20 protein-coding genes are annotated in these 21,286 nt (G+C 60.8%); all 20 read right to left on the bottom strand.

Annotated elements, in window-relative coordinates; genetic code table 11:
- Nucleotides 1-2: 2 nt before the first annotated feature.
- Complete coding sequence (locus tag DVK07_RS10815; protein ID WP_121597076.1) at nt 3-2,282, bottom strand: type II/IV secretion system ATPase subunit; 2,280 nt, start codon at nt 2,280-2,282, stop codon at nt 3-5.
- 54 nt (nt 2,283-2,336) lie between these two features.
- Nucleotides 2,337-3,026, bottom strand: a complete 690-nt coding sequence (locus tag DVK07_RS10810) for a hypothetical protein (protein WP_121597075.1) — start codon at nt 3,024-3,026, stop codon at nt 2,337-2,339.
- Between the two features lie 5 nt (nt 3,027-3,031).
- On the bottom strand, nt 3,032-3,805 hold the full coding sequence (locus tag DVK07_RS10805; RefSeq protein ID WP_121597074.1) for a hypothetical protein: 774 nt from the start codon (nt 3,803-3,805) through the stop codon (nt 3,032-3,034).
- A gap of 8 nt (nt 3,806-3,813) precedes the next feature.
- Nucleotides 3,814-4,305 (bottom strand): hypothetical protein, encoded by a 492-nt coding sequence (locus DVK07_RS10800; RefSeq protein ID WP_121597073.1) that lies wholly within the window; start codon nt 4,303-4,305, stop codon nt 3,814-3,816.
- A 25-nt stretch (nt 4,306-4,330) separates the two neighbouring features.
- Nucleotides 4,331-4,771 carry a hypothetical protein gene (locus DVK07_RS10795; RefSeq protein WP_121597072.1) on the bottom strand — a complete coding sequence of 147 codons (441 nt, stop codon included), beginning with the start codon at nt 4,769-4,771 and terminating at the stop codon, nt 4,331-4,333.
- Nucleotides 4,772-4,940: 169 nt separating this feature from the next.
- The gene (locus DVK07_RS10790) at nt 4,941-5,903 is read right to left on the bottom strand and encodes an ATP-binding protein (protein WP_121597071.1); all 963 of its coding nucleotides are present in this window, start codon (nt 5,901-5,903) and stop codon (nt 4,941-4,943) included.
- A gap of 204 nt (nt 5,904-6,107) precedes the next feature.
- Nucleotides 6,108-10,997 carry a PGF-CTERM sorting domain-containing protein gene (locus tag DVK07_RS10785; RefSeq protein WP_158603144.1) on the bottom strand — a complete coding sequence of 1,630 codons (4,890 nt, stop codon included), beginning with the start codon at nt 10,995-10,997 and terminating at the stop codon, nt 6,108-6,110.
- Nucleotides 10,994-11,281 carry a hypothetical protein gene (locus DVK07_RS10775; protein WP_147441134.1) on the bottom strand — a complete coding sequence of 96 codons (288 nt, stop codon included), beginning with the start codon at nt 11,279-11,281 and terminating at the stop codon, nt 10,994-10,996. The genes DVK07_RS10785 and DVK07_RS10775 overlap by 4 nt, the downstream gene beginning before the upstream one ends.
- 373 nt (nt 11,282-11,654) lie before the next feature.
- Nucleotides 11,655-12,851, bottom strand: a complete 1,197-nt coding sequence (locus DVK07_RS10770; RefSeq protein WP_147441133.1) for a hypothetical protein — start codon at nt 12,849-12,851, stop codon at nt 11,655-11,657.
- A gap of 476 nt (nt 12,852-13,327) precedes the next feature.
- Entirely contained in the window at nt 13,328-14,308 is a 981-nt protein-coding gene (locus DVK07_RS10765; protein ID WP_121597066.1) for a transcription initiation factor IIB family protein, read from the bottom strand.
- A gap of 95 nt (nt 14,309-14,403) precedes the next feature.
- Nucleotides 14,404-15,405, bottom strand: coding sequence for a hypothetical protein (locus DVK07_RS10760; protein ID WP_147441132.1), 1,002 nt, complete (start codon nt 15,403-15,405; stop codon nt 14,404-14,406).
- A 390-nt stretch (nt 15,406-15,795) separates the two neighbouring features.
- Nucleotides 15,796-16,188 carry a DUF6908 domain-containing protein gene (locus DVK07_RS10755; RefSeq protein ID WP_147441131.1) on the bottom strand — a complete coding sequence of 131 codons (393 nt, stop codon included), beginning with the start codon at nt 16,186-16,188 and terminating at the stop codon, nt 15,796-15,798.
- A gap of 77 nt (nt 16,189-16,265) precedes the next feature.
- On the bottom strand, nt 16,266-16,652 hold the full coding sequence (locus DVK07_RS22130; RefSeq protein ID WP_147441130.1) for a hypothetical protein: 387 nt from the start codon (nt 16,650-16,652) through the stop codon (nt 16,266-16,268).
- A gap of 402 nt (nt 16,653-17,054) precedes the next feature.
- Nucleotides 17,055-17,528, bottom strand: coding sequence for a hypothetical protein (locus DVK07_RS10750; RefSeq protein ID WP_121597063.1), 474 nt, complete (start codon nt 17,526-17,528; stop codon nt 17,055-17,057).
- The gene (locus tag DVK07_RS10745) at nt 17,525-18,328 is read right to left on the bottom strand and encodes a hypothetical protein (protein WP_147441129.1); all 804 of its coding nucleotides are present in this window, start codon (nt 18,326-18,328) and stop codon (nt 17,525-17,527) included. Before DVK07_RS10745 ends, DVK07_RS10750 begins: the two co-directional genes overlap by 4 nt.
- 423 nt (nt 18,329-18,751) lie before the next feature.
- Nucleotides 18,752-18,895: a hypothetical protein gene (locus tag DVK07_RS23300; RefSeq protein WP_199719470.1), complete on the bottom strand. Its 144-nt coding sequence runs from the start codon at nt 18,893-18,895 to the stop codon at nt 18,752-18,754.
- Entirely contained in the window at nt 18,888-19,541 is a 654-nt protein-coding gene (locus tag DVK07_RS10735) for a hypothetical protein (protein WP_121597060.1), read from the bottom strand. Before DVK07_RS10735 ends, DVK07_RS23300 begins: the two co-directional genes overlap by 8 nt.
- Nucleotide 19,542: 1 nt before the next feature.
- Complete coding sequence (locus DVK07_RS10730; protein ID WP_121597059.1) at nt 19,543-19,764, bottom strand: hypothetical protein; 222 nt, start codon at nt 19,762-19,764, stop codon at nt 19,543-19,545.
- Nucleotides 19,765-19,878: 114 nt separating this feature from the next.
- A complete protein-coding gene (locus tag DVK07_RS10725) occupies nt 19,879-20,739 on the bottom strand; it encodes a hypothetical protein (RefSeq protein WP_121597058.1) in 861 nt (286 codons plus the stop codon).
- Nucleotides 20,740-21,261 (bottom strand): hypothetical protein, encoded by a 522-nt coding sequence (locus DVK07_RS10720; RefSeq protein ID WP_121597057.1) that lies wholly within the window; start codon nt 21,259-21,261, stop codon nt 20,740-20,742.
- Between the last annotated feature and the right edge of the window lie 25 nt (nt 21,262-21,286).

Raw genomic sequence — 21,286 nt, 5'->3', positions numbered from 1 at the left:
CTCTACAACACCTCGCCTTCGGCCTCCTCGACGATGCTCTCCAACTCGGCGCGGTGTTCATCGTCGGGGGCCGGCCGTTCAAGTGTCTCCTCGTCAGTCTGGGTCGCGTTGATCTCGATGTTACGAAGCTGCCGGTAGGCCGCTAACTTCTCGGGGAGAGTATCATCCGCGATCGCCGGCAAGACGGTCTCCTCGTCCTGTATGAACGACTGAATCGTCGCGGCGACGTCACGGTAGTCGGTGATCCCGTTGACTGCGAGGTAGGCCAAGACGACCCGCCGCTTTTGGAGCTCATCCGCAAGCTCCTCCTCGGTCCACCCCCGCTGCTGGCGGACCTGTTCAAGCGCGTTGGGAGTCCCCAGCTGCTCGTAGCTGTCTGAAACCGCGTCGCGCTCGAAGATCGTCTCTACCGCCAGCGAATCGGTCTCTGCGTCGTAGCCGCCGACTTCCGCTATCTCCGTGTTCCTCCGGACCTGCTTGTCGTCGACGCGCGTCTCCGTCTGGACGGCGATGAAATCGACCGCGGAAAACAGCGACGGCGACACTCCGATCGGGTCGGTCGTGAACCGGTGGATGACCTTCTGGACCGTGTCTGCGTGGAACGTCGTGATCCCGGCGTGGCCCGAGGACATACCCTGTAGGAGATCCTGTCCCTCGGCGCCCCGGACCTCGCCCATGATGATGTGATCCGGGCGCATCCGAAACGCCGACCTGAGTAGGTCGTACTCGTCGATAGACGTGGACTCGTCCATCTGGTCGCCCGCTTCCCGGGTGAGCTTCTTCGTCCAGTTCCGGTGCGGGAGCGTGATCTCTTGGGTGTCCTCGATCGAGACGACCTTGTTGCTCGACGGGACGAACAGCGAGAGGGCGTTCAACGTGGTTGTCTTCCCCGCGCCCGTGCCCCCCGCGACGAGCGTCGACAGTTCGTTCTCCGTCGCCAGCCACAACACCGCCAACTGGTCGACGCTGTACGTCCGCCAATTCAACAGGTCGATCGGGGTGTATGGGACGTTCTTGAACTGCCGAATCGTGTAGTTTGTCCCTCCCTCGGAGACCTCCTCTCCAAGACTCAGTTGGGCCCGCGAGCCGTCCGGGATCTTCGCGTCAACCTCGGGAGTGCGCCGGCTCAACTCCTTGCCCGCGAACTGTGCGAGCGACTTCACGTACCGGTCCAACTCCTCCTCTCCGTGTTGGAGATTCGTCTTGATCTGCTGGTGTTGCGTGTGGTAGACGAACACCGGCTCGTTGTACCCGTTACAGGTGATGTCCTCGACCGACTGGTCGTTCTTGATCGCGTCGATCTGGCCGTATCCGATGATCTCCCGCTCGACGTAGTAGAGGATCTTGTAGAGGTGGTATTCGGTGAGGGTCGCCTCCTCAGAATCACCTAACGCGGTCGCTCGAACCTCCTCGGCCGTCAACGCCGGCTCGCCGCCCATCGACGTCAAGCCGGCCTCGCCAGCGGCGGTGTCGTCGACGGAGACTGTGTCCGATTCGGCGGCCGAACCGTCCTCGATCGCGGCCCCACCGTCCGTCTCCACGGTCTGTTCTACTTCCCCCTCGCCGGCGTCGGTCGGCTCGTCGCTCCGGCCGGCAGGGGCCTCACTCCGGAATGCCGGGTGCCCCCCGACCGTGTCGACGACCGGGAGGTAGTCTCTGGTCCCCGTCGCACCGTATTTCATTGCGTCGGGACCGTCGTACTCGTAGTCCGGTACGGCGGGGATTTCCGATTCCTCTGAGCCGATGAGCCCGGAGATGAGTTCCTGTATCTTGGAACCGGACTCCTCGCTCGGCTCCGGAAGCTCACTCTCCGACTCTCGGTGTGCTGCTCGAAGTGGGTCTGGGTCGAACAGGTCGTACTGTTCGATGATCTGGAACACACGCCGCCGGAGGTCTGCCCGCTGAACCCGCCCGTCGGCCGTTGTGACCTCTCCCGTATCGCGCCGAAGGCTCTGGTCGACTTTCTCGAACAAGAATTGGATCAGGTCTCGCTCTGGTTCCGAGAGAAACGGTTCGACCACGTAGTATTGGATCTCGCCGTTCTCTCGCGACCGACAGATGGAGACGTAGGAGTACGGGTAAACCGCCCAGTATCGGGCCAATTCCTCGATGTTCCCACGATCCTCATCCGGAATCGAAAGGGGGAGATCCCCACCGGTTACAACGGTCGGGAGCCCGTCCGGAGTCGTGAAAAACGCCTCGGGGTCAAGGTCGTCTGCGGTACCCGCACGCGAGGGGGTCTGTGCGCCGTGAATCGGATCTGGATAGTGTGTGTCGGACATGATGGTCGGTATCTGCTCACCGCAATGCGTACTCCGCGGGGGCTGGTCACACCCCTACGGCTTGTTGACTACCAACTGGTCCTCTTTGAGCGAATAGGCCAGCCCGCCGATTGGAATTTCGTAGCTCTCCTCGATATTCTTCACAGTCTTGTCGATCATCGGGACCGTTGGGAAGGTGAGAGCGTCGTTCTGAACATCTGTATCGTCTGAAAGGCTCTCACCGCTACTGCTCGTCGTGGAGTTTCCAGCGATGGTAACGACGGCATTGTCGCTTGTCACCGCTTTGAGTGAAATCGTCCCGTCGGTGGTGTCTTCTACGATCCTGAGCCGTTTAGCCGTCTGAGTGGCCTGCTCATCCGCGAGCTTGGCTGTTCGACCACCGAGGTCGGCTTCGAGACCGGCCGGGTCCCCGTCGACCACTTCTAACTTCTGAGCGGTCTGAGTCGCCCCCGTATCAGCTACGTCGTCCTTCGTTCCATCGGAGCGGGACACGGCGATCGTGTCCGTCGACCCGCTGTTGTCGTAGACGAACGTGTCCACGTTCGAGCTCGATGGCTCAGACCGCTTGATCGTTCCGTCGTCCGCACGGGCTATCAGCCATGTCAGGACCTCAAGCCACGGCTTGTCCGGGTCGGGGTACTCCACCGACTCGACCTCGGTCTGGGTACCGACGAACTTCTCTCTGTAGTTTTCGATTCGCGATGCCAAGTCACCGCTCGTGTCAAATTCAGTCTCGTTAGCCATGATTGTCACCTCACTTGCGACCCGGACCGAAACTCGCTGGTCGGGGCGACCTTCCCTGTAATGTAACCGAACCGGACCCCTGCGCCTCCGCGGAGGCCATACGTCACGTCGAATTGCTGCGTGTCCTTCGCGAGCTCTCTCCCTTTCTCGTCGACGAGCCGGATCCGGAGGTCGTAACTGTTGACGACGAACCGGTTCGACTTCGTGCCCAACTCTGCGATAGAGGCGTCAACCTCGAAGTCCTCAAGGTCGATCTTGGAGTGCTGGGTAAGATCGCGTTGGTTCTCAAGATCCTCCGAGTCGATGGTCTGGGCTGATTTGGAGCCGATCACCGCCTCCTGAGCGATTGTCTCGTACCCCTTTTTGGAAAGCGACGCCGGCTTCACCTCAATGAACACGTCGATGACCTTCCCTTCCAGTTCCGGGGCGGGCTCGATCGTGAATGAAGTAGCACTTCCCAACTCGAAGTGACTCGGTTTCCGGTTGTAATTCGACCCGATGCCGTCGTTCAACGCGACCTCAACCGTCTGGTCGCCATCTGCCGCGGCGACAGTTCCGGTTCCTCCGGCGAGCAGGTATCCGGCAGCCGAGGTGACAAGAACGTCACGCCGCGTGACGGAAAACCCACCATCGCCGTCTCCCGGGGTAGAATCATCCTCCTCGTTCGATTCCACCGCTGAAGCATCGTCTTCTGCTTCGCCGGCAGGACGGCTATCGGTAACCGTGATAGCGATCCCGCCGTCGGACCGCGGTTCATCTGGTGTAGTTGTCTTGCTCATGCCTCGGACTACCCGATCGCGATCGAAACGTTACCGCCCCCGCCTGCGTCGGGGTCGGGGGTATTCTGGGTACACTTCTCCTCGTCAAAGCTCACGGAGTCCAGCAGCTCGGAGTCGCCGGTTTCCTCGTCCTCGGAGACGATCCTCGCGTTCTGGAACGGTCCCAGCTCATCACAGAGGTTGGTTTCGTTCCCACCACCCCCGGCGTTTCCGGGCTGGTTGATCGTCGTCTCGTTCCCCTCACCGGTGATGATGGTGATATTCCCGCTATCGTCGGGGCCGTTGAAGTTGAAGTCAACGCTACCGTCGTCGTTGATATTCGCAGTTATGTCCGTATTGTATCCGGCAGGGTTCCCGGTCCCCGACAAGATGTTGAGGAACCCGAAGGATCCGGCTGCGAGGCCGATAACGAGGACGACGATAAGGATGTAGCCGACGTTGGTGGAGTTCCCACGGGTATCCACCGTGATTGACTTCGCCTGATTTCCGGTTCGGTCCATGTCTAAAAGCGCCTTCTTAAGTGTGTTAGGAGCCGGTCGGACCGACCTCGATCGTCTGGATCGTGTTCTCTGACCCCTCACCGTCGAGTGCCACAACGGTGAACTGGTTGCCTTTCTCAACACCAGTGACGGTCACAACGTCGCCGGTCTGAACGTCGGGAACAGTCTTGTTCTCCGTAGACTCGAACTCAGCATCCGTGGGAATGTCTCCCCGAACGGTGAGCGCCGAGACACCGTCGTCAAGGCTCTTGACCGTGAGAACGACCTCCGTTCCCTGCTGGTCTGCTTGGATGTTGCCGCCCGGCGGGGTGGAGAGTTGCCCACCGAGACCGCCGATGGCGGCGGCGACGCCGCCCACGGACCCGATGACGACCACGATTAGCAAGATCACCGCAGCGATCTCACTAAGCGCCCGCTCGTCCTCGAATATCGATACAGTCTTGGCTATCTTGTCGCGTTTGCTCATATTGGTCGGTATCTGCTTACCACAGCGACCCGGGGGTCAGCCGAGTCCTCTGGTTAACTCGAAACAGCGTGGCCGTTTTTATTAAAATTTGTGCCTTTGCTGGGGTGAGATATACCCACACGGCACCCGGGACCGTCGGACTGCGGAGTTTCAAAAAACGGGGCGGCGGTTACTGGTCAGGCGTCTGGACCGTGGCGTCGTCGACGTCGGCCGCCGTCAGTTCGATCTCGTCAAGGGGAGTCCCCTCCGCGTACTTGGTTGCGACGGCAGCGAACACGTCTTGTCCGACCTGCCGGACGTTCCTCGGGTGCCCTTCGGTGATCTCGCGGATGTATTCCACCGCTTCGTCCGAGAGGAACCTCTGTCCCTCGCTCTCGGAGAGCTCTCCTCCGCTGGCGTAGGCGAATGCCTTGCCAAAGAACTGCTTGATGTGCTGCTCGGAGAAGGGGTGGAACGGCCGCGGGTACTCTTCCACACGGTCGTAGAGCGCCTGATCGTCTGAGTCAGTCCCGTCGGCTTCTCTGAGGTGATCGCGACCGTCGGGAGTCCCGGTGATCAGAACGCCAGCGCCCTTGTCGACGAGTGTCTGAAGCACGTCGAACAGGTCGGGATTGTAGTTCTCGATCTGATCTGCGAAAAACAGGAGCCGGCGCCCCTCGGACTGAAGCTCGTTGATAAACCGGTGTAGGGCCTCCTCCGCTTCGGTAGTCGCGTGGGGAATCCCGTCGCGGATCGGCCCGTAGCGGCTTTCGTCTATCTCGTACCCCTCCTCTATTGCTTGTTTCAGGATGTGCTCGCACAACTGGCGCTTCGTCGTGCGGTTGTTGTCGCCGCGGAGCGACGTGATAAAGAATTTGTCCGCCGGAAACTCCCGCTCACAGATGTTCGAGAGCGTGGTTTTTCCGGTCCCGACAGGAGACACCAACAGCAGCGGCTTCTTGTGGACGTTCTGCTTGATCCACCCGAGAATGTCGGGGTCATGGACGACGTACAGCTGCTCCGGAATATCCCGCATCTCGTCTGTCTCCGCCTCGAACGGATGGTTCTCATCGGGATCACCGCCGAGTTCGGTGATCAACTCCCTTTCGCGCTCAATACCCTCGGGCGTGCCATCATACACGATGTTTCCCATTGCTACGATCGCACTTTGACTGGTATCGTACTTAAATCACCGCGCGGACCGGGAGAGAACGGAGCGACGTGCTAAGGGCTCAACGGAACACCGCACACGGAAAAGGTGGTGACAGCGCGAAACGTGTATGATGGCGATTCGGGAGTCACCACCTACTACCACGTTTCTGCTGGCCGTATATATATCTAAAGGCCGGGGGAGGGGTTACGACCGGACGCGGGCTGCCACGACCGCCGACAGGAGTGCCGTGAGAGTCACCACGACGCCGAAGCCGGGAGTGCCCTCGTTGGTCGCACCAACAGGAACGGCGTCGTCTTCACCATCCGTTTCGTTGCTGTCCTCAGCGTCCTGACTGTCTCCGTTGTCGCCGTTTCCTGAGTCGGAGTTGCCCGTAGAGTCGTCCGAGTTCTCCCCCGACCCGTTGCTCCCGTTGTCCGGCTCGGTCCCGTCTGTGTCGTTGGTGACGGCTGCTGCGTTCTCGGAGTCAGAGGCGGCTTCCACGACCACGAACCGAGAGAACGAATCCGCGGTCGCGGACACCTCGTACACGTCCCCGGCGTCGGTCACACTCGTCTCAAGTCCGGACCACTCCCCGTTGTCGGACTCGTGAGCGACCACAAGCGCATCCGCGTCCACGTCGGACTTCGCGACCGTGAACACGACCTCGCGCTCGACACCGCTGGTCTCTCCGTCTGTCTCCGCCGAGATACCCGTCACTACGTCGTTACCGACCGGCACTTCCGACTCGTCCGGCATCTCCGGGGCCACGGACACGTTCGCGTCGACGCTCTCCTCGAACGTGATCGTGTTGACCGACTCCACATCATCGAACGTCGCCGTTCCCGACTCAACCGACTCGACTGCGGCTTCCTCGGGGAGCGGCGTGTTCTCACTCTCGTTAGTTTCCGTTTCGTTCGACTCGTCCGGCATCGGTGGCTGCGGCTGCGGCGGAGCCGGGGCAGCACCGCCACCGCCGCCTCCGCCGCCACCGCCGCCTCCGCCGCCACCGCCGCCTCCGCCGCCACCGCCGCCTCCGCCGCCACCGCCGCCTCCGCCGCCACCGCCGCCTCCGCCGCCACCGCCGCCACCGCTGCCTCCGGTGGACCCGCTGTTTCCACCGTCGTCGGGGAGTGCGGCCACGTCGATCTCCTTCGCGCTTGTTGTCGAATCCCTCGTCGCCATGCTTACGGAGACCGTCGAATCGGCTGCCGACTCCGGCACCGTGTACGTAGCCGAAACGGTCTCTGACTGGCCCGGCGACAGGTCGGTTACTTCGCTGGTAGCAACCTCTGACCCGTCGACGCTGAACGCGGCGGTCACGTTCGTCGCGTTCGCACCCGCACTCACGACTGTTGCCTCAAGGGTCACCTCGTCGCCTACTTCGGCACTCGACGGGACCGTGACGCTATCCGCGATCGCGTACTCGGGCACACGTTCAAGCGAGAAGTCCGTCGCCACGGACCCGTCAGACGCCGTCGACACGGTCGTTGCGTTCGGCTCGTACATCGGGCCGACCGCACGGAGGTCGTACTTCCCCGGCCCAAACGTGAGGGTGTAGCCGCCGGAGGACCCGACTTCCGTGTGGGTTTCGACTGTCCCCGTCTCGTTGTTCACCGCCTCAACTGTCGCCGTGAACGGAGCACCGTCGCTCACGTTGTCGACCACCGTCCCAGTCGCCTCTGCTGGGATCGTCGCTGCCTGTTCGCTCACGGACAGAGACTCGTTCGCAGCCGGCGTGATCTTCCGCGTGACCGTTTCGTAGTCGGTCGGGTTCGCTGTGACCGTGTACGTTCCCGGCGAGAGCTCTGCGACGCTAAACTCGTGGTTCGTATCCAGCGACGTTGACGCGACTGTGTTTCCATCGGAGTCGGTGACGGTGACAGCCGTCCCCTCGAAGGAAACATCAGCACCGTCAGCCGGATCAACGCTCCCTGTGAGCGATGCCGGCTTCGGGTCCAGCGTCACGTTCGTCGTGTTCGTGACTGCGAGATCGATGACGCCGGTCGTCGTGTTGGCGTTGTAGTCGCTCTCGTTGTGGGTCACGGACACGTCGTACTTGCCCGTGCTCGTGCGGAGTTCGTAGGTTCCGTTCTCGTAGACGGTCGCCTGTTCCGGTGTCGCCGTATCGTCGTTCGCCGGCGTCAACTCGACGGTGACGTTCGACAGGGCGGCGCCGGTTGCCTGCCCGGTGACCGTGCCGGTGAGCGTGCCTTTGTCTTCCTCTGCGATGAACGTCTCGGCGCTCTCTCCGTCCGCGCCGTCGTTCCCGGCGTCGTCGGTGAGCGTCGCCACCTCAACCGTGTAGTCGCCACCGTTCGACGTGTTGTACGTCGTCTCGTAGGTGTAGTTGCCCTCCTGAGTGCCGGCGAGCGTTAGGTTGTCCGCGAGCGTGAGCGTATCGGCATCGGGACCATCGACGCTCAGGTCAACGGCCTCGGGCTGCTGGTCGGTCGTGAGTGTCACGTTGGTCTCCCGAAGCCCGATCTCCGCATCAAGTGCGACGACCTCGGGGGCGTCCGTGTCTACCTGAACCGTCTCCGAGTCGGTCTCGTTGATCGGGTTCCCGACTTCGTCGGTCGCCGCCGTGACGTTGATCTCGGCGGCCCCCTCCTCGCCCTTGGGGATGCTATACTGCCCCTCGTAGGTGGTCGCGTTCACCCACCCGTCCGTCTCCGAGACGGGGTAGGACTCGCTGAGTCCTTCCACCTGAACGGTGGGCGCCGCACTCGTGTTCATCGTCTTGTTGAACCGGACTTGGACGGCCACTCCGCTGGCCGTCGACGTGTTGAGCGTCCCGGTGTCCCCGGCGGTCACGACTCCGTCAGGGCGCTCGGTGTTCGCCGTGATCGTCTCGACTATCGCGGCTCGCGGTGAGCCCTCTCCGGTGTCGTCGATGACCTGCGCGGTGTAGTTGTAGGCTACGTCGGGTTGGCCGGCGAAATCAAGCGATCCGTTGTAGGTGGTCTTGTCTGTCTGCGTGGCGACGCTGTCGATGATCTGGACTGACTCACTACTGTTGACGGCCGCGAATTTGAGGGTCGAACCGGCCGGCGGCGGCGAGCGGAGGTCAACCGACACGGACACCGACGATTCATTTCGGCTGGTCACGAGCGACGGGGCACTCCCCTGTGTGACGCTCTGTGGGAGCGTCGCGCTCTTTGCGTCAAGATGCCCGGCCCCGATCTGGTTCTGCGCGCCGTCCATCGCGAACGCCTGTCCAGTGATCCGCGACTCGATGTTGCTCACCGTGGGGTCGGGGTTGAAGCCCGGTTCAAGATCAGCGTGAACAAGCGCGGCAACGCCGGCGACGTGCGGGGCCGCGGCCGACGTTCCCTCGAAGCCACTTGCGAGCGCCGAGTAATCCCCTGCGTCTACCCCATCAGGAGCGATCAGGTCGATGCCGGAGCGACCGTCAACCGTCGGCCCACGACTGCTGTACGATCGAAGCTGCTTGTTACTCCGCGGGTCGTCTGCGTCAGCCGCACCGACCGTCAGTACCTCGGCGTCTGTCGCCGGGGGCGTAATCGTGTAGCTCCGGGTGGGATGCTCGGTGAACGCCCCGTAGTCCAAGTACGCGTTGAACCGAATATCCGGATTTGAGCTCCCCGAATCGCCGTAATCGAAGATCGCAACGGCGTAGTTCCCGTCGTTGCTGACATTTTCCGCGAACGAGAAGGGGATGGTAGGGGACCCGTCAAAGCTCGGGGTTGCGACGTGGGGGTTCCCGCTAAGATCAGTCGCCTGTGTGTACGTCCCGTTAGAGTTCGCGTCTTCATACAGCGCGAGCGTAAACTCGTTGGTCCGGTCCGGCCACTCGTTCCACTGGACTAACCCGCTAATCTCGCCGTTCTGTGGGGAAACAGCGGTGAGGTCTGCCGGCGTGTCCTTCGCTCCGAAGGTATGGCGGTCGCTGAACTGACTGTTGTTGTAGGCCGACGAGTAGTGCTTGGTCCCACGGCCGGAGTTCCCCGCTGAAATCGCCCACACGGTGCCGTTGTTGACCGAACTACTGACCGACTGCGACCACTCATCCGACCCATCGAGTGGCAGGCCGCCACCACTCACACCGAGCGACATGGAAACCACGTCTATATCGTCGCGCTTGCTGATGTTCTTCGCCGCCTGAACGTTCGCGTTGATCGTCTTAGCCGAGTAGAGTACAAGTTCGACGTTCGGGGCGACGTTCGTGACGATCTCGGCACTTGCGTCGCCGTGGGTCGTGTCTCCGTCGCCTGTGATCCCACCGTTCGTGTACGCGACGGTCTCTACGACATTGTCTGCGATCGGCTCGTAGGTCGGGTCAAACGCATGGTCGATGACCGCGACGCGGACGGTCTCGCCCGTCTTGTTCACGTCACGGAGGTACTGCCCGCCGATCGTCTTCGTCCCGTTCAACAGGTCCGTCTGCTCGGTGAACTTGGGGTAGCGGACTCTTTCAACACGGGCGTCGTCCGCGAGCGCGGAGACGCGCTCACGGGAGACAGTCGCCTCCACCTCGCCGTTGACGATCTGCGAGACAGAGCCGTACTGGTTCGCTGCTGCGGCCGCCTGTCCGGTTCCGCCCGCGGGGACGACGGTTACGAACAGCCCTTCATCGCTAACGGCCTGCTGCGTGGTCTGACCGCTTTCTCCGCCTTCCGAATCACTCGACAGGGTAGTGTGGAGTTCCGGCCCGATGTTCTCAGGAGCCTGTTTCGCTGGCGGGTCCGGGGGTTCCCGTACCGGCCCTGTCGGTTCGCTGCTCGACGTGTTCTCGCCGGTAGCGTCCGTCGTGTTCGTCGCGTTCGTCGCGTCCGTCGTGTTCGTCGCGTTCGTCGCGTCCGTCGCGTCCGTCGCGTCCGTCGCGTCCGTCGTGTTCGTCGCGTTCGTCGCGTCCGTCGCGTCCGTCGCGTCCGTCGCGTTCGTCGCGTCCGTCGCGTTCGTCGCGTTCGTCGCGTCCGTCGTGTCCGTCGTGTTCGTCGTGTTGAGAGCCACGTCGCCGTCGGTGTTGACGGAGGCGGCGGCGCCGTCGACGGCGACCGCCGCGCCGCCCGATACCGTGGCGGCGGCAACGAGAACCGCCAGCGTGACCGCGAAAAGCGCGTTCTTGTTCATGGGTCGATCACCTCCTGAGTGGTGACCCGAGCGGTCGCAAGACGTTCGACCGTCTCATCGGCGGCGAGCTCGGTGAGCTGGTCGAACGGAACGACACCCTCGACACGGTTCTCGACCGTCACGGCGACACGGGCAAACTCAGCCGGTGCGCCGGCTTCGGTCGCCTCCTCGACGGTCAGATGAGCCACGACGAGTAAGCCCTCCTCGGCTGTCGGGCTACCTTTCTCGGTGGCGACCGCTTCGGGATCGTCGGCGGTCGCGATGGCGTACACGTCGTCGTCCATCACGTCGTCCGCGGGCTGGTTCGGGCCGGACTGTTCCGGGCGATCGACACCGTCGTAGTCGGAGTCAGCTGTGGAATCGTTAGTTGCGTCCATTGAGGTACTGGTATCTGGTCGACTGGTACACCCCGCAAGGAGTAGCGGGGTCGCCGCGAGAATGCGGCGTCTGCTCGTGGTCGGTATCTGCTCGTCCGTCATTTTGGGATGGCCGGGTCAGGGCCGGTGTTGTGTGGCTATTCCGTAAGGGCCGACCTTGAAATAAGCCGGGTTCCCCTTCGTTGCTTTCTCCATTACAGTTGAGAGATAGGGCCGGGGATACTTAACAGTTTTCCATTATTCAAGGTATGGTAATGGAGAGTTGTCGACTTGGGCCCTATCAGGAATCAAGGACAGTACCGGCCTCGAAGGTGGTCCGCTCAACACGGTCCTCGATCCGCGACAGAAGTGCCTCAAGTTCGATCTCGCCATTTTCGATCCGGGTATCGAGTTCGGAGAGTACCGCATCGAGCGTCCGTTCACTATCCGGCTGCGGTACGTCGCCCGAAATAGCTCCGTTGTGGAGCGCATCTTCGTGGTACGGCCGTGGGAGTGTGCTGTCGTCGCTCTCTGCCGCATCAAGATCGGCCCACGCGCTGAACTTGTCCGCCTGCTCGTCGTAGCTGATGGTCTCGACGCCGTCCATCTCAGCGAGAATCGACCGAATCTCGCTGGCGAGCGCGGTCTTAAACTCGGCCGTCATGGTCCGAAAGACCTGCTCGCTCACGGTCTGGGCGCTTCCGGCGAGTGCCCGGCTCACGTCCCGCTCCTGTCGGCCGCGGACGTCGATCTCGTCGCGAAGCTCGTCGACGATCATCTCACGAAGGGCCTCGCCCTTCCGATTGAGGTCCCCGATGGCCTCGATCTCAAGCCCGTACCGGCCGTAGATACCGCGTTCATCCAGCCACTCCCTGTCGCGGTCGGAGTTGATCGGCGGGGAGAACTTCTGTTTCTCGACCGTCTCCTCGTCAAGCTGCTCCGGTGAGATGCCGATCCGCTTGACCTCGTTGATACCGACACCGAGGCGATGAGACCGTTCGTAGAAGTCCTTGCCGATGCTCCACCCTGTCGGGTCGTAGTCAGTCAGGATGTAGATCGTGTAGTCCGTGCCACTATCCAGTTCGTAGGCGAGGTCTTCGATGAGCGCGGTTGCCTGCCATCCGCTGCCGGAGACGATCGATAACTCGTAGACCTCCTCAAGCGGCCGCAACTTCCGGTATGCGGCCTCCTTCTCCACGAATAGGATCTTGTCGTCCTCTATGGAGTCAAGATTTAACCGCCGCTCGCGGGACTCGTCGAGGATGTTGAGTTCACGGTAGGTGACCGCGCCGTCCTGTACCATATCGCTCAACGTTTCGGATAGGTACTGGCTCATCCGCCGAACAAAATCGAAGCTCTCGTCTGCGAGCTTGTCGGGGAACGCGGACTCCAAGAGCGGCTTAGTCGGGTTGTACCAGAAGTCGCGAAGGCTGTTGGCGTTCTGTTCGCCCCGCCACGAGAGCTCTCGGTTCGCTGCCCTGATGATCGTCCTGATCACGCGCTTGGGCGACACGCTCCCGTGGTACAAACACGGCTCGTACTGTTCAAACTCTGCGCGCCCCCATGTCTGTAACTCCGCAAGTGAGGGGGTTCGAGTCCGATTAGCACTCATATCTGATCCGTCGCCCCTGACCTACTTAACTATTTTCCATAAATTACAGTATGGATATGAGCAGAGTAGACCAAACGGTGCTTCGGCATGAAGCTGCGAGACTCGCAAGAGAGATACCGAGAGGATCGGCCTACCAAGCGGTAGGAGTAGTTCGAGCCCCATGTGAGATTTGAGTGGTGAGCAGATACCGACCAATGGAATCTAAACCACAGCCAAGTAACGCTGCGGTGACTAAGCGCAGCGGTTCACATGGGGCTACTGAAAGGTTGGGCCGGTAGTATAAAAAAGATCAGGTTTATCCACTTAGTTGGATATAAAAGTAAATCTCAATTATGATTTCCAATCGTCAAATAAACAAAAGGCTACGCTAAGTCGTCGGTTTCCAGTTCCTCGATCCGCTGTGCGTTGTTCTGTACCGTCTTGCGAGAGTGGCCGTAGACCGCCGCGATCTCGTTCAACTGAGGGCTGCGAGGTTTGCCTTTAGAGACCTTCCGAACGGCACCAGCGGCGACGGCACTCGGCGTAGCCCCACCCGTTTTCCCCTCGACTTCGACGAGTAGACGTCGAACCTCGATCTCAGTTTCAGTACGGAGGTCAAGGGCGTCGAACAGCCGGGGAGCATGGTCTTTCGGAAGCATCGGAGTGATAGAGAGGTCCAACGCCCGGCAGATGTGAGAGTACGCCTGAAGGATGCCCTGCCGCCCGGACGCTGTGGCGTCGTCTTCTCGAAGGAACTCCGCCACCTCGTCGGGACGGATCGGGAGCTCACGCTCCCGGATTGCGGCGTAGATCACACCACCAGTAACCCACTCAAGCGACCGGCCTTCGGGTACGTCCTGCTCGTAGGCTCGGCGGGTGTAGTAGGCGGCATCCTTCATCACGTAGGTTGGGAGAGAAAGTCGCGAGCCGATCCGCCGGATCTGCGACAGGATGTACCGCACACGTCCCTGTCCCGAGTCCGACCGGCTTCGCCGCTGGTACATGGACTGCCGGTGGATACGCCCAGAACCGACGGTGGAATCGATCTCCGATCCCAGCCCTTTGTCGTGGATCAGAATCGTCTCGGGGGCACCGTTACAGCGGACGCTGTGATTCGGGTCCTCACGGTCCCTCCACTCCGGCCCGTGGTCGATAGGAGCGGCCTCCGAAACTAATCCGCACTCCCGGCAAACTGTCTCCGTCTCACCGTTGTGGAGCCGTCCCCCGCACTCGGGGCACCGATCCTTCTCGTGGATCTCCGACTCCTTCGGTTCCGGATCGCCGGTCTGTGCTACTGCCGTGGCGGTTGCGCCGTCGGGATTCGTCGATCCAAGACGGGAACCGCTCGCTTTCATCCGTGCCATCGTTGTCTACCTCGATGTAGGGACTGCTCGTTTATAAAAATTTTCCATTACTACAAGTATGGTACTTCGGGGAGACCAACTGAGGCGGTACGCCCTCAATCGAGTTCGGGGGGTGTGGACTCGATGTGAGCCACTTCCTTCCGGTCGTAGGACGGCGGTACATCGAGTGCTTCGGCCACTTCCTGCTCGAACGTATCGTAGGCAGCTCGCATCTCATCTGGGGAGCTCTCCCGAGGACTCACCCGAGAAATCCATTGGTTCAACCCAGCGGCACCGACGACGTTGTCGGGGAGATCGCAGAGTCCGTAGCGGTCACTCGGAGAAAGTAGCCCGATGACGATGATCGGTTGGCCGTTCGTTTCCTCGTGGATCTCCTCGACGCTCTCCCGGAGGGCAGGGTAGTTTCCGCCGGTGGCCCGGCTCATGTAGTGGCTGCCGTACTTCGCTGCTATCGGGGCGTCTACCTCCGCAACTGAAAATTCGCATGGCGCCCGCTCGGTCGGTGTATCGCCACGTATCAGGGGGATGATCGTAGTCTCAACGGGTTCCGAAACGAGCGGCGTCGGGAGTGGGTGGTCGACGTCGTCTGAGTCGTAGTGACCTCCCAACACTCGGTCCATCTCGACGGCGCCACGGGCAACCCGCTGACAATACTCTATCCGGTGGTCCTCACTCATCTCGTTGGTGAGCGGCCAATCCCACGGCAGGTGGTAGTCCGGCTCGAACGCCTGTATGAGTGCGACTTCTTGGGAAAACTGGATTCGGAAGCTCTTGGGATCTGCGTGGGTCGTCGTGGTTATCACGTCCGTCTCGGGCGGAAAGTACGTCTCGGCAGTCTCTCCCCGTTTCAGAATCCGCCGGACGTGCTTGATCGATACCATCGCCGCTGGGGGACGAACTGCCCACAAGAAATCCCTGTGGGCCTGTTGATGCTCGACTCGGGGGATAGCCCCGTACACAGGCAAAACCTCGGGCACCCGTTCGGTCGGTGGGAGTAGTGAATCAACTATCCCGGGTGTCAGCTCCCACGGTTCGTCAGTCTCGGAAACGGTACGATGGTCGGTTGTGTCTATTGTTGGCTGTGGCGTGAGATCCATGTCTCACCGGTCGGAAGGGTGGAGACCCCGCCGTAGTCAGCGACGAGTGGACTCCATTGGTCGGATACGTTATATCGGAACAAACAGCCCGACGACTTGTAGATTACCCTGACTCACCCGGGAGATGAAACCCGCCGCTTCAAAACTGAATACCGACGATTTAGGTCCCACTACGGCCTAATACCGGTGATAACAACATTTTACATAGGTGCGGGGTAGAGCATACGACAGGAATCGGCTGTGGTCGGTCCGATTCCTCCCCTGCCGCCCTGAGTGAACAACCCGATCGCTTGGTCGCCGGTCGGTACTCAGGTGACGGCTGGGCCAACAGCCCCTTTCCTGCGGGCTGTCACGCCTTTTCACCCGTTTGCCGCCTCCAGAGAGCGTCAGTTACGCCTCGGTGGACCCCGTGTTGCCGCTGTTAGTCTCCGGATGACCCGCCGCCTTGAGGTACCCCATGTTCCGGATGTTCTTCTCCCACGTCTCCAAGAAGGAGCTCATCCCCAGCCCGCTCTCGTCGTGTTCATGGCGAGGCGGGTGCGGGTGGCTGGTAAAGCTCACCGGCGTCCACTCACCGTCCTCAACTTTGAATACCATCTCGGGGTCCGACATGAGATCGCCGTTCTGCGTGAAGTAATGGCCGACGGAAACCCGGTCAGAAGCGATCTTCTCGATGGTGAGCGGGTCGCACGCCTCCACTTCGACCTCATGCGGGGCGTTGATCTCCCACTCCTCGACCGATTCAACACCGTACTGCGACAGGATCTCTTGGATCACGTCCATCGTTCTGACCTCACCTGTAACGAAGGGATGCGGGCACATAAAACTTTCCATTAATCTAAGTATGGTCTTAGACACACTCAGCCGCCGTCTTCGTCATCGTTCTCTCGCATCGATTTTTTAGCGTTGGTTGCTATCCGCCTGCTAATAACGAACACCAAGATCCCTACCAGTAGAAGCCCTACCTGACCTATCGAGAGTTCGTCCCATGTAAGCGGGATAGCCGTACCGAGAGTGACGCTGATGATAATAGCCGAGAGCGTGGTTAAGCCTTGGTTCCACTCATAGACTCTGATGTTGTCGGTGCGAAATTCATAGAACCAGCGCCGAACAGCATTTTTTGATTCCTGTTCGTTTTCTTGTTGTTTACCCAGTGTGGCGGATTCTGGAGACTGACCGCTCCCCTGCTCCGATTCTTCAGTATCCGATTCGTCTTCTGTCGTATGCGTCGTTGTTTTCTGACACATATATGTTTGTATGTTATTATGACTTATAAATGTTTCCCCAGATGGAAGCATAGTATATGAAGGTTGCGCGTGGTATTATATACTATATCCCTTGCGTTAGGTGAGCGTAGTAGTATGGAAGGTCGTGCTGAGAACTACCCACCCGCGGGGGGACGTGCGATCGTCTCCGTGCCACAAGCGGGGCACTCATCTGGGTACGTCCCGCTGCCGGACTCTGAACAGCTGGGGCACTCCCATGTCCAATCGATCGGAAGTAGGCGGACGATGTTACCACCTCCACACCGCTCACAGTTGGAAGGTGGGTCAGGCGTCGTATAGGTCTCATAGCATCTTTCACAGCCGTATTCCGGCGGTGGAGGCCTGTCGGGCTGTCCAGAGTCGCTGCTGCTCATGTGGTGTAGCCTACCGAGAGTGAACGTGTGCGCCCGCCTCCTCGTTCGAGAGGTCCATCGCGATCCTATGCTCGGCGTCGAACGCTTCGGTCGGCGTGTCGAACCGCTGGACGTCGACCACGGAGTGAATCGGGAACACCTCCGCAACGTCACTCGACCGGTTCGGGTGGTTTAGATGCTCTTGGAGGCGGTCGTAGACGTTCTTCGCAGCACCGACGTAGAGGAGCCGCTCGGTGGCGGCGATCGATTCGAGGTAGTCGGGGACCGCCCCGTGTTCTTGAAGCCACAAGCGGGCGTGTGCCTCGTAGCTCGACGTGTCGGGGGTTGACAGTTCGAGGACGTACACCGCAGGCTCGTGGGCGTCGCTGAGGTCGTCGACGTGCTGCGCGATCTCCTCGGTAAGATACTGGTCACCGGTGAGCCCGTCTTCCGGAGACGGCGACCACGAATGACTCTGTCGCGTCGCGGACTCGCCCGGGCTCATCGTTCCATCCGCCCCTCGTGGGTGAGAGTTACGTCGATGCCGTCGCTGTGGGCGTGACGCTCGAAAACGGACTTGAGCTTCTGTTCGGCGGACTCGATCCCTCCACCCGTCGCTTTGTCGTCGGTGAGCCCTTCGACGGTGAGCGTGAACTGGTGGCCTTTCGGAAACTCAACACGGGCGACGCGCCCGAGGGTGTTCTCGGGGACCGTCGTTTTGATCTTCCGGCTGTGGACAAGTGTCGCCTCGATCAGGCGGTCGCCATCTACCTCCTCGCCGGTGATCATCGCGGGGTAGCGGCCCTCCATGTGGTCTACCCGGATCGTGACTGACTGGATGCTGTCGCTCCGCGGGGATCGGTAGTAGACGGTCGCTTCAACATCCTCCTGTACGGCACCGTCAACGGGCGCTCGCTCCGGATAGGACACGGCCTCGTAGCGGATGATGTTCTCGGACTCAGCAACGGTGATCGTCTTGTCTCCCGAAGGGATAGAGACGAGTTTGTCCTGCTCCGGGGAGTAGGCGTACTTCTTGTCCCGGTTGTGGAAAAACCCGTAGAACCCCTCGGGAACGTTGTTGTAGGACGAGGCCGGTGTCGCGCCGTAGACCCGGACCGTTCGCGTCGTACCCTGTCCCGTCACGTAGGTAATGTCGGTCGTCTTGTGCGAGAGGCGGTGAGCCGTGAGCTCATCGGCGTTGATCTCCTCGGTCTCCTCGTGGTACTCCTCTGCGTACTCCTTCTCGTCGGTGTTCTCTGCCGATTTTGTGGTGGTGAGCGCATCCATCGTTCTGTCCTCACTCACTCATAGGGCCCCCTTTCTGATAAGTCTTTTCCATTAGTTACAGTATGTAAATCCGAGAAAGACTGCCAGCATAGGCGGCACAAGAGCGACCGAACCGGAATTAGAGAGAGCGGACAGGTTGGTGCGACCGGCGCTTGCGGGCATACGCCCCGATGGCGAGCGTGAGCGTGTAGCCCAGCGCGATCAGCCCCCCGACCGCCAGCGGCCGCTGGGGGAGTAGGCGCGGGACAGTCGCGGTGATCCCCACACCCAGAAAGGCGGCCCCTCCACAAGACCCGATAAAGGCGAAGAACACGCCCAGTAGTTGCTCATTGCGGGATTCTGAGAACAAGAACCGATGAGAGTACCTGAACGCCCAGATACAGATAGCCAGCGAAACGACAGCTGCGAGCGCAGAGAGATACGGATTCATCGGTGACGGATTCAGGGGACGAGCGGCCCGCCGCCGCAGTTGGGGCACTTGATCGGGTTCTGCTCACGGATCACGCCGGCGTTACAGTCCGGACAGGAATACTCCCACTTTGCCGTATTCCCGCCGGTACCGGGTTGAACGTCGCTGTCAGTCATGGTCTGTGTAAATGTCGATAACGGAGTCCTCGAACGTGTCGCCGGCGTTCCGGGTGTGGACAGAGAGACCCATGCGTTCGGCTACGGTCCCCACTTCTTTCCGGAGCTTACTATGTTTACTGCTGGAATTGACGCCTGCTGTCGCTCGAAGCCTTGTCTCCTCGACCCGTTCAAACTCCACCTCGTAGGCGTTCGCACGGAACACCAGCCGCCACTCCTCGGGATCGAGTAGGTGATCGTAGTCCGGGGCGGATAAGTCGATCTCGCCGGCCTCGATCTGCTCGGCCGTGTTCTCAAGATCCTTCCCAGACTTGATCGTCTCCTCGACCATGCCGTCGGTGTTCCGTATCTCGACGACGTTGAACCACCGTTCCTGTGGCGTGTAGCCGGCGGGAAGCTCCTTCTTGTCGAGCTCCGCGACCGAGATCGTGACACGGCCGCCGACGTCTTGCGCGGCCTCCACGATCTCGGAGAGATGGTCACGTAACTGGTCTTCCGGCGGGGCTCGCCGCCGGTCGATGTGGCCCACCGACCCGTCGTATGTTCCGTCCGCTTCGGCGTCGGTCGCGCACACGGGGCACCACTCCTCGGAGACGACCCGGTGTTCCCGGCACGCTCGTAGGTGGTTGGCGTCGATTAGTGCCATATCACGCAGCCTCCCCTGTGAACCCCATCACGAACGCGTATGCGTCGAACGTCCGCTTCTGCCGCTGTTCTATCGCCTTGATCCGGGCGTGCTCACCCTTCGCGGCTTTCGACCTCCGCTGGGCGACCTCCCGCCGAGATTCACGCCGCTTGACGCTGCCGTCGCCGCGGTGGAACGTTCGTGGCGATACGTCGACCGACTCTGCTTTCGGTGGCGTCAGCATCGTTTTCCCGTATCTGTCTCAAGGGCCTCCTTCCTCTTAGTAGTTTCCATTATATACAGTATGGTATTTGATGAGCCGACGCACGCCTGAGCCTCTGAGAATCTGGAGGGGTCGCTACTGTCTCGGAATCCGATCGTGTGGGTTGGCCGCTCTGTCGATGATCTCTATATCCGGTGGGTCGGCGGGGTCGCCGAGGTACATATCGAGTGGCCCGTTCGATACCCGCCTGATCGTATCAAGTATGTCCATCTGTTGTTTTTGAATCCGTACGCGATCATCCCACCCGAGGGCTACGTTCGTGGTGGAGGTGATCTGTGTGAGGCCATCGCCTTCGACGAACACCAGTTGGTGCTGTTCCTTCGTGGATCCGCCTTCTGTGGCTGTTCGGACTTGGAAGGTCGTCGTCTCGTCGAACAACTTGGAAGCATCCGAACACCGCACAGACTCGACCTCGAAGCGACCGCTGTTTTCGCCGGGCGAAAGCCTCCCCTTGAGCGTGCTCTGTATCTCGTTTGCGACGATCTCGGCTGCCTTTCCGTGGACTTCCCAGATGATGTTCTTCGGGCCGTCCGTAGCATCTGAGGTTTCGGGGCCGGGGTCGAAACCGAATATCTCAGCAAGCTCCTGTATCTCGGACCGACTGGTATCCGCCGAGCGAATGAATTGCTCAAGCTCGTCGATCTGCTCCTCGGTGAGCTCTGTTTCGTCGACGTCGATCTCGCCGTCGATACCGTGACCCGAAGGGTCGGAGTCGCCGGGGCGGATGAGTCCTGCCTCGTACATCGACCAATGTAACTGTGAGGGGATCCGGGGCCCGCGTTCCTTGTTCACGACGCCGGGGTCATACCCTAAGTGGTCGAAAAGACGGCGTCCGAGGGCTGTCACGCCTAATGTGTAGTTGCTGCCGCTCGTTCCTCCGCGGAGAAAGTAGCCGGACTTGTCGCTGGAAGCGGCGTATTCGTAGAGCCGAGCCATCTATTCCAGACCCGCCCCGTCGCGCATGAAGTCCTCGACCGAGCGTGCGACCGGTTCGGAGGTGAATACCATCTCATCACCGATTCCTATCCGTTCGAGGTCGTCGGGTAGCTGCTCGACCCCAGCGACGGCCTCCTCTTTTGATTCCGCGATCGCGAGGTAGAGATACCCCCCGTAGACGATGATCGTCGCGTCACTCCCCGGTCGGTAGACAAGTCCGGAGAACGCCTTGGGCTCGTATGTGACGTTATTCAGGCCAAGTCCGATAGCGGCAGCATTGAGGTTGACTGTCCCCTCGAATGGGCGGATCGCGATATAGTCCTCCGGCGAGAGATTGCGAAGCTCGTCAGGGAGCGTCAGCCCCTTGTTCCACACTTCGGGGTGATCACGAATATCGTCCCCCCGCTCGGCGTCGACGCCCTCGATCAAGTACCACTCGGCAAATGGTATCTCGGGGGCTGTTATCCCTACTTCGTCTGCGACAGAGGTGAGAAAATCGACCGCAGGCTGTGGGTGTCCCATGTGTCACCCGACAGAAGGATACCGG

The organism is Halorubrum sp. Atlit-26R (assembly GCF_003666015.1).
GTDB lineage: Archaea > Halobacteriota > Halobacteria > Halobacteriales > Haloferacaceae > Halorubrum.
This window is presented reverse-complemented; position numbering and strand designations above follow the sequence as displayed.

What these genes read in the sequence shown, in the direction of transcription:
- DVK07_RS10815 (WP_121597076.1), bottom strand. Translation starts at nt 2,282, where the DNA reads ATGTCCGACACACACTATCCAGATCCGATTCACGGCGCACAGACCCCC.
- DVK07_RS10810 (WP_121597075.1), bottom strand. Translation starts at nt 3,026, where the DNA reads ATGGCTAACGAGACTGAATTTGACACGAGCGGTGACTTGGCATCGCGA.
- DVK07_RS10805 (WP_121597074.1), bottom strand. Translation starts at nt 3,805, where the DNA reads ATGAGCAAGACAACTACACCAGATGAACCGCGGTCCGACGGCGGGATC.
- DVK07_RS10800 (WP_121597073.1), bottom strand. Translation starts at nt 4,305, where the DNA reads ATGGACCGAACCGGAAATCAGGCGAAGTCAATCACGGTGGATACCCGT.
- DVK07_RS10795 (WP_121597072.1), bottom strand. Translation starts at nt 4,771, where the DNA reads ATGAGCAAACGCGACAAGATAGCCAAGACTGTATCGATATTCGAGGAC.
- DVK07_RS10790 (WP_121597071.1), bottom strand. Translation starts at nt 5,903, where the DNA reads ATGGGAAACATCGTGTATGATGGCACGCCCGAGGGTATTGAGCGCGAA.
- DVK07_RS10785 (WP_158603144.1), bottom strand. Translation starts at nt 10,997, where the DNA reads ATGAACAAGAACGCGCTTTTCGCGGTCACGCTGGCGGTTCTCGTTGCC.
- DVK07_RS10775 (WP_147441134.1), bottom strand. Translation starts at nt 11,281, where the DNA reads ATGGACGACGACGTGTACGCCATCGCGACCGCCGACGATCCCGAAGCG.
- DVK07_RS10765 (WP_121597066.1), bottom strand. Translation starts at nt 14,308, where the DNA reads ATGGCACGGATGAAAGCGAGCGGTTCCCGTCTTGGATCGACGAATCCC.
- DVK07_RS10760 (WP_147441132.1), bottom strand. Translation starts at nt 15,405, where the DNA reads ATGGATCTCACGCCACAGCCAACAATAGACACAACCGACCATCGTACC.
- DVK07_RS10755 (WP_147441131.1), bottom strand. Translation starts at nt 16,188, where the DNA reads ATGGACGTGATCCAAGAGATCCTGTCGCAGTACGGTGTTGAATCGGTC.
- DVK07_RS22130 (WP_147441130.1), bottom strand. Translation starts at nt 16,652, where the DNA reads ATGTGTCAGAAAACAACGACGCATACGACAGAAGACGAATCGGATACT.
- DVK07_RS10750 (WP_121597063.1), bottom strand. Translation starts at nt 17,528, where the DNA reads ATGAGCCCGGGCGAGTCCGCGACGCGACAGAGTCATTCGTGGTCGCCG.
- DVK07_RS23300 (WP_199719470.1), bottom strand. Translation starts at nt 18,895, where the DNA reads ATGACTGACAGCGACGTTCAACCCGGTACCGGCGGGAATACGGCAAAG.
- DVK07_RS10735 (WP_121597060.1), bottom strand. Translation starts at nt 19,541, where the DNA reads ATGGCACTAATCGACGCCAACCACCTACGAGCGTGCCGGGAACACCGG.
- DVK07_RS10730 (WP_121597059.1), bottom strand. Translation starts at nt 19,764, where the DNA reads ATGCTGACGCCACCGAAAGCAGAGTCGGTCGACGTATCGCCACGAACG.
- DVK07_RS10725 (WP_121597058.1), bottom strand. Translation starts at nt 20,739, where the DNA reads ATGGCTCGGCTCTACGAATACGCCGCTTCCAGCGACAAGTCCGGCTAC.
- DVK07_RS10720 (WP_121597057.1), bottom strand. Translation starts at nt 21,261, where the DNA reads ATGGGACACCCACAGCCTGCGGTCGATTTTCTCACCTCTGTCGCAGAC.